The organism is Rhodococcus sp. 05-2254-5, assembly GCF_002258575.1.
Classification (GTDB): domain Bacteria; phylum Actinomycetota; class Actinomycetes; order Mycobacteriales; family Mycobacteriaceae; genus Rhodococcoides; species Rhodococcoides fascians.
In genome coordinates this window covers 53,044-65,253 of the sequence record NZ_NOZG01000029.1, presented here as the reverse complement: position 1 = coordinate 65,253, position 12,210 = coordinate 53,044, and the positions used below count along the sequence as shown (strand labels likewise).

Annotated in this window: 13 protein-coding genes; 5 read left to right on the top strand and 8 right to left on the bottom strand. The window is 63.6% G+C overall.

Annotated elements, in window-relative coordinates; translation table 11 throughout:
• Window positions 1-5 precede the first annotated feature (5 nt).
• From CH278_RS19725 to CH278_RS19705, 5 genes are all read right to left on the bottom strand, one after another.
• Window positions 6-1,232: an AI-2E family transporter gene (locus CH278_RS19725; protein ID WP_032386274.1), complete on the bottom strand. Its 1,227-nt coding sequence runs from the start codon at window positions 1,230-1,232 to the stop codon at window positions 6-8.
• Between the two features lie 70 nt (window positions 1,233-1,302).
• Window positions 1,303-1,797, bottom strand: a complete 495-nt coding sequence (locus tag CH278_RS19720; protein ID WP_176457053.1) for a methylated-DNA--[protein]-cysteine S-methyltransferase — start codon at window positions 1,795-1,797, stop codon at window positions 1,303-1,305.
• Window positions 1,797-3,263, bottom strand: a complete 1,467-nt coding sequence (locus tag CH278_RS19715) for an AlkA N-terminal domain-containing protein (protein ID WP_057472813.1) — start codon at window positions 3,261-3,263, stop codon at window positions 1,797-1,799. Before CH278_RS19715 ends, CH278_RS19720 begins: the two co-directional genes overlap by 1 nt.
• A gap of 112 nt (window positions 3,264-3,375) precedes the next feature.
• On the bottom strand, window positions 3,376-3,546 hold the full coding sequence (locus tag CH278_RS19710; protein WP_072692145.1) for a YbdD/YjiX family protein: 171 nt from the start codon (window positions 3,544-3,546) through the stop codon (window positions 3,376-3,378).
• Entirely contained in the window at window positions 3,547-5,820 is a 2,274-nt protein-coding gene (locus tag CH278_RS19705) for a carbon starvation CstA family protein (protein WP_094622906.1), read from the bottom strand. It abuts the gene before it with no gap.
• A 194-nt stretch (window positions 5,821-6,014) separates the two neighbouring features.
• Here CH278_RS19705 and CH278_RS19700 point away from each other — a divergent pair, with 194 nt between their 5' ends.
• The gene (locus CH278_RS19700; RefSeq protein ID WP_158514267.1) at window positions 6,015-6,317 is read left to right on the top strand and encodes a CD225/dispanin family protein; all 303 of its coding nucleotides are present in this window, start codon (window positions 6,015-6,017) and stop codon (window positions 6,315-6,317) included.
• Window positions 6,318-6,339: 22 nt separating this feature from the next.
• Here CH278_RS19700 and CH278_RS19695 read toward each other — a convergent pair whose 3' ends face one another.
• Window positions 6,340-7,110, bottom strand: coding sequence for an SDR family NAD(P)-dependent oxidoreductase (locus CH278_RS19695; protein ID WP_094622682.1), 771 nt, complete (start codon window positions 7,108-7,110; stop codon window positions 6,340-6,342).
• A gap of 102 nt (window positions 7,111-7,212) precedes the next feature.
• Here CH278_RS19695 and CH278_RS19690 point away from each other — a divergent pair, with 102 nt between their 5' ends.
• The 3 genes from CH278_RS19690 to ychF are packed head-to-tail and all read left to right on the top strand — an operon-like array spanning window position 7,213 to window position 9,970.
• Window positions 7,213-8,049, top strand: a complete 837-nt coding sequence (locus tag CH278_RS19690; protein WP_094622905.1) for a helix-turn-helix transcriptional regulator — start codon at window positions 7,213-7,215, stop codon at window positions 8,047-8,049.
• A 34-nt stretch (window positions 8,050-8,083) separates the two neighbouring features.
• Entirely contained in the window at window positions 8,084-8,878 is a 795-nt protein-coding gene (locus CH278_RS19685) for a TIGR03620 family F420-dependent LLM class oxidoreductase (protein ID WP_094622681.1), read from the top strand.
• A gap of 12 nt (window positions 8,879-8,890) precedes the next feature.
• Entirely contained in the window at window positions 8,891-9,970 is a 1,080-nt protein-coding gene (ychF, locus tag CH278_RS19680) for a redox-regulated ATPase YchF (protein WP_027498119.1), read from the top strand.
• A 9-nt stretch (window positions 9,971-9,979) separates the two neighbouring features.
• Here ychF and CH278_RS28260 read toward each other — a convergent pair whose 3' ends face one another.
• Window positions 9,980-10,375: a tyrosine-type recombinase/integrase gene (locus tag CH278_RS28260; protein WP_373557344.1), complete on the bottom strand. Its 396-nt coding sequence runs from the start codon at window positions 10,373-10,375 to the stop codon at window positions 9,980-9,982.
• Between the two features lie 266 nt (window positions 10,376-10,641).
• Window positions 10,642-10,848, bottom strand: coding sequence for a hypothetical protein (locus CH278_RS19670; RefSeq protein WP_094622680.1), 207 nt, complete (start codon window positions 10,846-10,848; stop codon window positions 10,642-10,644).
• 255 nt (window positions 10,849-11,103) lie between these two features.
• Between CH278_RS19670 and CH278_RS19665 the strand changes: the two genes are divergently transcribed.
• The gene (locus CH278_RS19665) at window positions 11,104-11,949 is read left to right on the top strand and encodes a tyrosine-type recombinase/integrase (RefSeq protein ID WP_094622679.1); all 846 of its coding nucleotides are present in this window, start codon (window positions 11,104-11,106) and stop codon (window positions 11,947-11,949) included.
• The last annotated feature ends 261 nt before the right edge of the window (window positions 11,950-12,210 follow it).

Genomic DNA, 12,210 nt, shown 5'->3' with positions numbered 1-12,210 from the left:
CGGAGCTACTTCTTCTCCGTCGTAGCCTTCTCGTCCTCGTCCTCATCTTCGAGGCCGGCCTGTTCGTCGGTCAGTCCCTCGGGTGCGGGGATCTGATCCTCGAGCTCGTCCTGATCGGGCTCGTTCGATCGCTCGTCGATCTGTTCGGAGACGTAGCGAATCAGCACAGCAGCCACCGCCGCGGCGGGCACTGCGAGGAACGCGCCGATGATCCCGAACAGCGAGCTACCTCCGGTGACGGCGAGCAGCACGATCGCTGGATGCAGATTCATGCTGCGGCTCTGCAGGATCGGCTGCAGCACGTTGCCTTCGAGCTGCTGCACCGCGAGGATGATCGCGAGCACGATCAACGCGGTCGTCAGACCGTTGGCTACCAATGCGACTAGCACAGCGAGAGCGCCCGCGACGAACGCACCGACGATGGGGATGAAGCCACCGAGGAACGTCAGGGTGGCGAGCACCAATGCCAGCGGGACACCGAGGATCACCAATCCGAGCCCGATGAAGAACGCGTCGATGAAGCTGACGATGGCCTGGGTCCGGATGAAACCGCCCAGCGTCACCCACATGCGGGAGAGGACTTCGCCGAGATGGCGTCCCGCGCGGCCGCCGGAGAATCCGTGCAGCCACGGCAGGAACTTCGGGCCGTCCTTGACGAAGAAGAACGACAGCACGAGCACCAGGGCAAGGGTCACGAGGATGGAACCGGCTGCCGAGACGCCGCTGAACACGCCGGTCGCGATGACGTCGCCGCTGTCTTGCAGCCGCGAGACGATTGCCGATACCGCATTGTCGATCTGGTCGTCGCCGATGTTGAGCGGAGGTCCCTTGAGCCAGTCCTGCACCTGACCGATGCCACCCGACGCCTGATCGACCAACTCGGGAGCCTGCTCGGCCACCGACGGAATGATCAGAGTGATGACCCCGCCGATCACGACGAAGAACACCACGAGCGACACGGACGATGCCAACGCAGGCGGAAAACCAAGGCGCATCATCAATTTCGCAGGTGGCCACAGAACCGTGGCCACGATCACCGCGAGTAGAACCGGTAGCAGAATCACCCAGAGATGACCGATCAGCCAACCGAACACCCACGCGCCGGCCGCGATGGAGATCAGGATGAGCGACCATTTCGCCAGCCAGAGGCCACCGGTTCCGATGAGGTCCCCGCGATCTCGTCCGGACTTCGCGGGCTTCGCAGTACTGCCGGGAACTGCCGATTCGGTCACGGTGGGTCCTCACATTCGGCGGGTGGCGGTTCGTGAAGAACCTTAACGTCCCACTCCGACGCGGTGTCGGTCAGAGCGCCTCGTGGGCCAACAGCCACTTCTTCGTCGGCAGTCCCCAACGAAATCCACCGAGCGCACCGCCGATCCGAACCACTCGGTGGCACGGTACGAACAGGGCGGCGGCATTGCGCGCGCACGCCGATGCGGCACCGCGAATCGCCGTCGGCCGTCCGGACAATTCCGCGAACGCGGAGTACGTCACCGGCGCTCCAGGTTCGACAGTGCGCAGCACGTCCCAGGCGTGCATCAGGAATTCGCCCGATCGTTGTGCGACGTCGATGTCGTCGATGCGGTCGACGTCGCCGCGGTGGTAGGAGTCGACAGCTGCGGTGACGGCACCGAGGTCGGCCGCCGAGCGGACATCGGTAGGTCGCAACGTCGGATGGATCAACACTCGGAGTTCCTCGACGTCGGCGGTCCAGCCCGACGCCAGCACACGCTGATCGGCGTCGACGATGGTGGTGAACGGACCGATAGGGGTGTCCTGCGTTGCGGAGGTGGCCATCATGCCTGCCTTCTTTCCAGTGCGGTGATCCACAGGTGCATCGAGACGTACGAACGCCACGGTGCCCAGCGTTGGGAGTTCTTCAACGAAATGTCCAGCGCCTGCGCGCCTTGGCGGACAACGAGATCGGTGTCGAGCAGAACGTCTGGGTCGCCCAGCAGTCGCATGACGACATAGCGGGCCGTCCACGGCCCGATTCCTTTGAGCGCGAGCAGTTCTCGTTCCAGATCGGGACCCTCCCGCGCGGGGTGCAATGTCACCGTTCCCGACGCGATGGCGTCGGCGACGCGGATGACGGTCTGGACCCGAGCCGCCGGGCCGGTGAGGACCTCGTGGCCGCGTTCGGCGATGACGGCAGCGTCGGGGAACAGCCGTCCGACTCGTCCGTCGCCGAAATCCAGTGGTGCCCCGAGCGCGTCGACGAGCCTGGCGGTGTGGGTGGCCGCTGCCTTCAGCGAGATCTGTTGCCCGATGACGGTGCGCAGCAACATCTCCGCCCCGTCGACGACCCCAAGGGCCCTGATGCCCGGATGGGCCTCGACGCTCGGCGCGAGCTGGGGGTCGGCGCGTAGGGCTTCGTCGACGGCAAGCGGATCGGCGTCGAGATCGAGCAGGTGTCGAATCCTGGCCACGGCCGGAGCGAGATCGCGCATGTCCTGCAGAGTCAGTGCGGCGCTGACGAATCCGTCCAGGATGCGCAGTGCCACCAGTCCGGCAGCGTGCGGGAGCTGCAGGGAACGCACGTATTCGCCGTCGTCGGAAAACGATTCGATGCCCTCGACCACATGGCCTCGCAGGAACCACTCGACCCAGCCGCGGTCCAGCGGCGGGCGGTAGGGCAGTCGCAACGTGACGGTGCCACCCGCAGTAGGTACGGCCGAGCGGTGCGCTTCTCGCCGCAGGGTCGTCGGATCGACGGCGAAGACCTCTTTGACGGTGTCGTTGAACTGGCGGACGCTCGAGAAGCCGGCGGCGAAGGCAATGTCGGCCATCGACATGTCGGTGGTCTGGATCAACGTGCGGGCGGTATGCGCGCGATGGGCGCGAGCCAACGCGAGCGGCCCGGCACCCACTTCTGCCGTCAGAACGCGAGTCAGTTGGCGGCTCGAGTAGCCGAGGGTGCTGGCGAGGCCGTCGACGCCCCCGCGCTCGACGGCTCCGTCGGAGATCAGCCGCATCGCACGAGAACTGAGATCCGAGTGGATGTTCCATCGTGGGGAACCGGGGGTGGCGTCGGGCTGGCAACGGCGGCAGGCGCGGTAGCCGGATTGTTGGGCCGCTGCTGCCGTGGCCAAAAACGAGACGTTGCCGGGCTTGGGGGTGCGCGCCGGGCAGGAAGGTCGACAGTAGATGCCGGTGGTGGAGACGGCGGTGAAGAACTGGCCGTCGAACCGCGCGTCACGCGAGGAGACCGCGCGATAACACCGATCGAAGTCCAGTTCTTGCACCTGCCGTTCGCTGCTCATGCTCCTACTGTGTCAGCGCGATCCCGCCAGTGCTAGCGGAAATCGGACGCGGCTGCGGTCGTGCGCGTTTTGCGTACCGGGAGGGGCGCAAAACGCGCACGAGGGCGAGGCCCTAACAGCATCGAGCCCCTGGGTTTCGGTCCGCCTCCGCGTGCCGGTCTTTCCAGTACTGCCGCACGGTCGGTGGCTCCTGGCCCGGGTGGTGCCGGGCGAGGTGCGCGACGTAGCGGTCGTAATCGTGATCACCCATCACCGAGGTGATCCACCACCACAGCCCGCGCATCTAGTGCGCCGACCCGGGGCGTCGAACGGTGCCCGCATCGATCAGTTCGTCCCACTCGGCCTGAATCTGCTTCTCGGCGGGGGTGAGGACGAATCCGGCGGGACCGAAGATCTTCGACGGCACCTCCGGCTCCTCGTTGTCCGGGAGGTCTGCTCCGCGAACGGCCCTGACGCACACGATGACTCCGGCGATGACGACGACCAGGACGAGCACCGCGAAGATGATCGAGAGGGTGCCCTGGATGAACGTGTTGCGGATGACGGCATCGATGGCCTCGGGGGTCTTCGCGCTGCCGAAGCTGCTCAGGCCCTGCTCCTTCGCGTCACGGAACTGAGAATGCTGCGTCCAGTAACCGATGGCCGGGGTGGAGGAGAAGATCTTCTGGTACGAGGCCGTCATCGTGACGATGAGGTCCCAGGCGAGCGGAATGCCGGGGATCCACGCCCATTTGTAGAGCCCTCGTTTGACGACGATCACCATGACCACCGTCAGCGCGATGGCGGCGAGCAACTGATTGGCGATACCGAACAGCGGGAACAGGGTATTGATGCCGCCGAGCGGGTCGGTGACTCCCATGAGAAGGATTGCGCCCCAGGCTGCGACGACGATGAGCGAGCAGATCCATGCACCGGGACGCCACGACGGGTCCTTGAACTTCTTGGCCGAGGCTCCGGGCAGGTTGCCGATGCTGTCGGAGAGCATGAAGCGGGCGACGCGGGTGCCTGCATCGACCGTGGTGAGGATGAACAGTGCCTCGAACATGATCGCGAAGTGGTACCAGAACGACTTGAGCGATTCTCCGCCGAACACCTGGTGCAGAACCTCGGACATACCGAACGCCAGCGTCGGAGCGCCGCCGGTACGGGAGATGATCGACTCCTCGCCCACATCGGCTGCGGCCTGGCTCAATTCGGCCGGGGTGATGTCGCCGCCGCTCAGCGGTAATCCGTTGACGTACTCCGCCGCGGTCTCGGGAGTACCGCCGGTCAGCGTCGCCGGTGCGTTCAGCGCGAAGTAGATGTGCTGATCGAGAACGCAGGCGGTGATGAGCGCCATTATGGCGACGAACGACTCGGTGAGCATGCCGCCGTAGCCGATCATGCGCATCTGCTTTTCCTTCTCGAGCAACTTCGGCGTGGTGCCGGAGGAGATCAGAGCGTGGAAACCCGAAAGCGCGCCGCAGGCGATGGTGATGAACAAGAACGGGAACAGCGATCCAGCGAATGCCGGTCCATTGCCCTCGGTGGCGAAGCTCGTCATGGCGGGCATCTGAATCTCGGGGCGCGCGATCAGAATGCCGACGGCCAGCAGCGCGATGGTGCCGACCTTCATGAATGTCGACAGGTAGTCGCGCGGGGCGAGCAGCAGCCACACCGGCAGGATGCAGGCGAGCAGACCGTAGCCGATGAGCAGCCAGGCGACCGTCACCTTGGAGAGGGTGAACCAGTCTGTGCCCCATTCGGTTTCGGCGACCCAGCCGCCGGCGACGATGGCGAGCAGAAGTAGGACGACACCGATGAGCGAGACCTCGGTGACGTTGCCCGGCCGCAGGTAGCGCAGGTACACACCCATGAACAGGGCGATGGGGATGGTCAGCGCGATGGAGAACACGCCCCACGGACTTTCGGCGAGCGCGTTGACGACGACGAGAGCAAGAACCGCGATCAGGATGATCATGATGACGAACACCGCGATCAGCGCGGCGGTTCCGCCGACTACTCCGAGTTCGTCACGGGCCATCTGGCCAAGGCTGCGGCCGTTGCGGCGCGTCGAGATCCACAGCACCAGGAAATCCTGGACGGCCCCGGCGAACACGACGCCGATGATGATCCACATGGTGCCGGGCAGGTAGCCCATCTGGGCAGCCAGAACCGGTCCGACGAGGGGGCCCGCTCCCGCGATTGCGGCGAAGTGATGGCCGAACAGCACCCGACGGTCCGTCGGCATGTAGTCCTTGCCGTTCTCCAAGATCTCGGCGGGCGTGGCTCGGTCGTCGCGAGGAAAGACGATCTTGCGTTCGATCAGTCTGGCGTAGAAGCGAAACGCGAAGATGTAGGTACACACCGCGGCGATGACGAACCAGACTGCGTTGGGATTCTCGCCGCGGACGATGGCGATGATCGTCCAGGCGACGCCGCCGAGCAGGCCGATAACGACGAGCATCAGACGCTTGATCGGCGTCATGGGATGGGAATCGACGACTCCGACAGGTGGTAGGTCGGGGTCTGTCTTCAGCAATTCGACGTGTGGATCGTCGGCCGCTTTCAGTGACATGTGTGGGGTCTCCATGGTCGCAGGTGTGACTGCGATCACCCTATGCGTGACGCACTTGCACGTCCTCGAATCGACACTTCGCGATGCGCCCGGCGGTCACTCGTGTGCGCCGAGTGGCGGCGGCCTGGAACCGGATGGTGCTGGGCTGCGTCGTAGCGGGTGTCATCACTTCATTCATTCGGGGGGAACACCACATGTCGGGACCGTACGAGCAAACTCATCAGCAGAACTTTCCCGCGGCGCAGCCCTTCGCGCCGGTGCTGCCGGCGTCGAACGCAGGGTGGGCAGTGGTGGCAGTCATCTTCTTCTGGCCACTGGCCATCCCCGCGTTCAATCATGCGTTGAAAGTCCATCCACTGTGGTCGATGGGCGATGTCCAAGGCGCGCAGTACTCGTCGCAGCGCGCGGCGTTCTTCGGCAAGCTGTCCCTCATCATCTTCGGCGTCTTCATCGTTCTCTACCTGGCGTTCATCGGCTTGGTCGTCTCGAACATGTGACGGGTCGACGGCGGTGTGCTGATCACCCGCGGGTGACCGAAATACCGCCGTCGACGTAGAGCGTGGTTCCGTGCACCATCGCGGCATCGTCCGAGACCAGGAACAGCACACCGTCGGCGATGTTCTGCGGCGACAGCACTGTGCCTGCCGGGGTTCCGGCCGTCATGGCGTCGAGTACCTGGCGTGCATCCTCGTTGCCCGGAGTCAGAGTGGCTCCGGGCGCGAGCGCGTTCACTCGCACGCCGCGGGGGCCGAACTCGGCGGCCCAGCTACGAGTGAGCTGCTCGTCAGCGGCTTTGGTGGCGGAGTACATCGCAGCGAACGGACTGCCCATCGTGGCCATCCACGACCCGATGTTCACGATGACTCCGCTGCCGCGCTCGGCCATGGCCGGTGCGAGCTCACCGACGAGCACGTGCGGTGCTCGGACGTTGACGGCGAGCATGGCGTCGAGCTGGTCGTCGGGAAGATCGGCTGTCGCGGTGGCCGGATAGATACCGGCGTTGTTGACGAGAATATCGACGCGGCCGCCGAGGGCGTCGGTAGTGCGGGCGGCGAACTCACGAAGCTCGTCGTAGCTGCCGGCGAGATCGACGTCGACGAATGCCGCTGTGCCGCCGGTTTCCGAGATGCGGGCCGCCAGGGCTTTGCCGCGCTCGGGGTCGCGGCCGCTGACGACCACCTTTGCCCCGTGGGCGGCGAGGGTGAGCGCGATGGCAGCACCGATCCCACTGGTCGATCCGGTGACGACGGCGGTGCGTCCCTGCAGCTGTGTGGAATTAGAAGATGTCATGACGCCATGTCTACGGTCGCGGAATCGAGCGGACCAGGCGTCGTTCGACCTAGGTCTGTCATGACCAGGTTGGCGATCGTTCGCGTGGCTACTGTGGATTTCGTGAACAACGACAGGTCGGCGCTGAGCGCATTTCTGCGTGATCGACGCGACCGCATCACTCCAGCCGAGGCGGGAGTGCCGATCTATCCCGGTGCGCGACGGGTACCGGGCCTGCGGCGCGAAGAGCTCGCAGCGCTGGCCGGAGTGAGCCCGGATTACTACAGCAAGCTCGAACAGGGTCGCCAGGCCAACGTCTCACCCGAGGTGCTGCGGGCAATTGCTCGGGCGTTGAAACTCGACCGGGTGGAGTCCGCGCATCTGCTCGATCTCGCATCTCCGGGTGTGCCGGTCGGCAGCGCCCCGGAGCGACCGGATCCGGGATTACTCCAGGTGATGCGGGCGCTCGATCACGTGCCGGTGTTACTGCTCGGGCGCTCGGGAACCATCCTGGCCAGCAATGCGCTGGTTCGTGCGGTGTTGAGTCTGCAGTCGTCCGCAGAGGATTCGCTGTTCCACTATCTGTTTCGCAATCCCATCGCGCGGGAGCGAATCGTCAATTGGTCGCAGTTCGCGGCGGCCTCGGTTGCAGCGCTGCGCCGCGATCTTGCTCGAAGGCCAGGGGATTCGGAGTTGACCGCGCTGATCGACGAATTGCGTTCGTCCGAGCCGTGTTTCGAGCAATGGTGGAGCGATCACGAGGTCGCCGAATTCGCAGGTGCAACCAAGATCATCCAGCACCCGGCGGCGGGCACCCTGCAGTTCGGGATCGAGTTCCTGATATCACCGAGCGCGCCGAACCAGAGTCTGATCGTCTATACCGTCGAGGAAGAATCGAGCACCGCGAAAGTCATGCCGATCCTGGCGAGCTGGGACGCAAATTCGGCGATCACCTCTTGACCTGAACAACGCTTCAGGTTCTAGCGTCGCAGCCATGGACACATTGGGGCTCGGCTCAATCGGCATTTCCATCGACGTGTCATCGTCGTATCTCGATGAGGCACGCGCGTTGGAATCACTCGGATTCACCTCGTTCTGGCTGCCGGGCGGGCAGATCGATCGGCTCGGCAGGCTGGCCGATCTGGTTCACGTGACCGAGACCGCCACCGTCGTTCCGGGGATCGTGCCGGTCGATGTGTACTCACCTGCACAGACCGGAACACTGTTCGACGAGCTCTCGGACACCGGTCGATTCGTCCTCGGTCTCGGTGGGCCGCAGAGTGCTCGACCTCTCGCTGAGTTGCATAGGTACCTCGACGAACTCGCGGTACCAGCGGATCAGACGCTGCTCGCGGCGCTCGGGCCGAAGAAGTTGGAGATGGCTCGCGACCGCGCGGCCGGCGCGATCGGGTTGCTCGTGACGCCCGAGTGGACGTCGCAGGCGCGCGGTGCGCTCGGTGTGTCGACGTTGGTGGTCGACCAGTTCGTCGTGGTCGAGTCCGATCCGGATCGAGCACGCGCTGCAGCTCGGGAGCCGCTGAGCTTCCTCGCAACCGTTCCCGGCTATCGGCAGAACTTCCTCCGCATGGGGTTCACCGACGCGGATGTCGAGGATCTCAGCGACCGTCTGGTCGACGACCTGGTGGTGTGGGGGAGTGTCGAGGACATCGCCGAGCGGGTGGCCGCTCACCACGCTGCCGGCGCGGATCACGTAGTTCTGGCGCCACTCGGCGCATCGAGTATCGAGGCTGGCCGGGCACTGTCCGAGCTGGCCGTGTCGTCAAAGTAGACTCCATAGACCGTGAGCCTCACCCTCGGAATCGTCGGACTGCCCAACGTCGGCAAGTCCACCCTCTTCAATGCACTGACCAACAACGATGTGCTGGCCGCGAACTATCCGTTCGCGACCATCGAGCCCAACGTCGGCGTGGTCGCGCTGCCGGATCCCCGGCTCGAGAAGCTGGCTGAGGTGTTCGGTTCGGAGAAGCTCGTGCCCGCGCTGGTGTCGTTCGTCGACATCGCCGGCATCGTCAAGGGTGCGTCCGAGGGCGCAGGCCTGGGCAACAAGTTCCTCGCCAACATCCGTGAGGCCGACGCCATCTGTCAGGTCGTGCGCGTGTTCGCCGACGACGACGTGGTGCACGTCGACGGTCGCGTCGACCCCACCGCGGATATCGAGGTCATCGAGACCGAACTCGCGATCGCCGATCTGCAGACCCTCGAGAAGGCGATCCCGCGCCTCGAGAAAGAGGTGCGGATCAAGAAGGACCGCAAGCCGGCGCTCGATGCGGCTCTGGCCGCGCAGGCCGTTCTGAACGACGGCAAGACGCTGTTCTCGGCGAAGGCCAAGCTGGACTTCGAGTTGTTGGGTGAATTCCAGCTGCTCACAACCAAGCCGTTCTTGTACGTGTTCAACGCTGACGAGTCGGTGCTGACCGACGACGCGAAGATCGGCGAGCTCGCCCGCCTCGTCGCGCCCGCCGACGCGGTGTTCCTCGACGCGAAGATCGAGTCGGAATTGCTCGAACTCGACAAGGAATCGGCAGCCGAGTTGCTCGAATCCGTCGGTCAGACCGAGCCCGGTCTCGACGCGTTGGCGCGCGCCGGCTTCCACACCCTGGGCTTGCAGACCTACCTCACCGCAGGCCCGAAAGAGGCCCGCGCGTGGACAATTCACCAGGGTGACACCGCACCCCAGGCCGCAGGCGTCATTCACACCGACTTCGAGCGCGGCTTCATCAAGGCCGAAATCGTGTCCTTCGACGACCTCGTCGCCGCAGGTTCGATGGCCTCGGCCAAGGCTGCTGGCAAGGTGCGCATCGAGGGCAAGGACTACGTCATGTCCGACGGCGACGTGGTGGAGTTCCGCTTCAACGTGTAAGACCCCAGGTCAGGAGTGGTGTTTTGCCTCATGGTCCGCAGTGCGTCCGCAGTAGATCTCCCGATCAGTCGTGAGACAGTTCCGCTCAACCTGTCGTAGTCGGCTGAACGGCCTCGTTGAACATCGACTCCGCGGCCTTACGCGTCCGGCCATCTGCATTCGGCCAGAGGTGGGCGACGTAAACAGGGTGACGTTTGGCGAACTGTGTCCAAGTGCCTTTTGAACAGTAACCACGTCGCGTTCTGTGTAGATGAGTCCGGAAGCAAAGAAGTCTCGAAGGTCGTGCAGATGCCAGTCAGGTTGCACGACTTTCTTCTTTGCTTTAAGCCACCGATAGTCGACCGAGTTTTTGATGCATGGGATGCCCGTTCTCGCCAGGAAACAGCCACCCGTCAGGCGCAGCAATCTCCGGTAGCCAGAGCCGGATGTGCTCTGCAACGAGATTCAGCAGGCGGTCTGCGGCTGGGACCGTTCGCTCGCTGTCGTACTTGGGTGCCCGAATCTCGCCCTCTCCGCCGTTGACACGCTGCACTTGCCGGCGATCGATGTGACACCGCAGCGCTTTCACGGCCGACATCCGTTACCGATCACGGTATGGATGGGTCCGAGTACTGCCTACGGTTACCCGTCCATGACACCAAGCCATGCCACGCCGCCCGATCCGGCGCGTCCTAGTCGATCTCGTTATATATCTCAACGAAGCGCCGAAGTTGCTCCTCTTGCCGGTGGAGCGGTGACGCTTCGATTCGCGCGAGGGCCTCCGCGCGGATTGCCCTGTCCTTGTTGATATATGCCGTGACGTCATCGTCGGTTACGACGATCGTATTAGAGGTTTCGTCGCCGAACTTGAGATTGCGGTAGGCAAAGGGTGTGGTCATTGTCGAGACGCTACGTGGCGCACCCACCTGGCGTCCCCGAAAACCGTAATACGACGAGGTCGCTACGATCCGCCCACGTTCGTTTCGATTGCGACTGTGTGCGGGCGCGTCCTGGAGATTGCCAGCTTTGGATTACGGCGACGGTGATGAGTTAAGCAACCTAAATCGGCATATCGATAGTGGTTGCGGAAAGAAAGTGTCGGACCGGGCCGCTAGTGTCCTCCAAGTATCAGCAACGGCTGGCAAGGGGCGACTATGAAAACAGTTCAGACCATCGGCGATTATCTGCCAGACTTTGTCGCTAGCCATGCGAAGAAAAGAACAGCTGAGTCCTACGAAGATTCAGTGCGGTCCTTCCTCTCGTGGTGTGAATTTTTGGACGACTCTACCGAGCCCAGTCAGGTGACGGCTCAGCATGTGGAGGCCTGGATTGAGGACTTAGAGGGCAAGGGTGCCCCTCGCGGTACCCTCGCCACCAGGTACTGGGGTCTGGAAGCGCTATTCCGCTATCTGATGAAGTCGAGTGCCGTCGACGCCACACCGTTCGCGGAAATGGACAACATCAATGCTCGGCCGTTGCCAATCATGCCGACACTCTCGCGAGCCGAACTGGGCAGGTTGGTCGCGGAGTCCAAAAAGTCCACACCCAGCGATGAAGCCACCGTTGGTCTACTCGCCCTGATGGGTCTAACAACTACTCAGGCGGTCGAGGTGTTGATTGAGGAGTTCGAGCTGACTGCATTGAACGAGATGACTTTGCTGCTCATGAACCGCAGCGGCGACTTGGTGAAGTCAATCGTTCCAAGCAACTTACGTCCTTCTATCGAACGTGCAGCAGGGGACCGGGCATCGGGGCCGCTGTTGCTGCGACGAGACGGCACGCGGATGGTCCGAACGTCGGTTACTCGTGTTGTTCAGCGTCTTTCGCGTAAGGCTGGTCTCGACCCGAAGCTTGCAGCTGAGTCGGTTCGCCAGAGCTTTATCGCGCTGCGCGTTGAAGATGGGGTGCCTGTGTGGACTATCGCGTCGGAGGCGCGTATCCACGAAGGCACGGTACGAAATCACGTGAAGCGATTCCGCCTTACAAATGACGGAATGTAGCTGGCTGGGTCTGGTAGACGCAACGCCTGCCCTTCGGTGATCATCGCACGCGCCCCTGGGTTCAGGGGTCGTAGTTGAGAGGCGCTCTGGTTCGATGCTGATGACCCTCATCTCATGCTTCTCTGCGCAGCTCAGCGGCGTTCTCCCTAAGCGTGGTGTGGCTGACCTATACGGCCACGGCTACACCGGCCACGACCCATACGTACCAGAACACAAGGACGGCATGACAGGCTCGTGACTTCTCACGGGTAAATGTCACGG

Coding starts and splice junctions, on each gene's coding strand:
- CH278_RS19670 (WP_094622680.1), bottom strand. CDS start 10,848: ATGACCACACCCTTTGCCTACCGCAATCTCAAGTTCGGCGACGAAACC.
- CH278_RS19720 (WP_176457053.1), bottom strand. CDS start 1,797: ATGGCCACCTCCGCAACGCAGGACACCCCTATCGGTCCGTTCACCACC.
- CH278_RS19710 (WP_072692145.1), bottom strand. CDS start 3,546: ATGCGCGGGCTGTGGTGGTGGATCACCTCGGTGATGGGTGATCACGAT.
- CH278_RS19665 (WP_094622679.1), top strand. CDS start 11,104: ATGAAAACAGTTCAGACCATCGGCGATTATCTGCCAGACTTTGTCGCT.
- CH278_RS19685 (WP_094622681.1), top strand. CDS start 8,084: ATGGACACATTGGGGCTCGGCTCAATCGGCATTTCCATCGACGTGTCA.
- CH278_RS19695 (WP_094622682.1), bottom strand. CDS start 7,110: ATGACATCTTCTAATTCCACACAGCTGCAGGGACGCACCGCCGTCGTC.
- CH278_RS19715 (WP_057472813.1), bottom strand. CDS start 3,263: ATGAGCAGCGAACGGCAGGTGCAAGAACTGGACTTCGATCGGTGTTAT.
- CH278_RS19705 (WP_094622906.1), bottom strand. CDS start 5,820: ATGTCACTGAAAGCGGCCGACGATCCACACGTCGAATTGCTGAAGACA.
- CH278_RS19700 (WP_158514267.1), top strand. CDS start 6,015: ATGTCGGGACCGTACGAGCAAACTCATCAGCAGAACTTTCCCGCGGCG.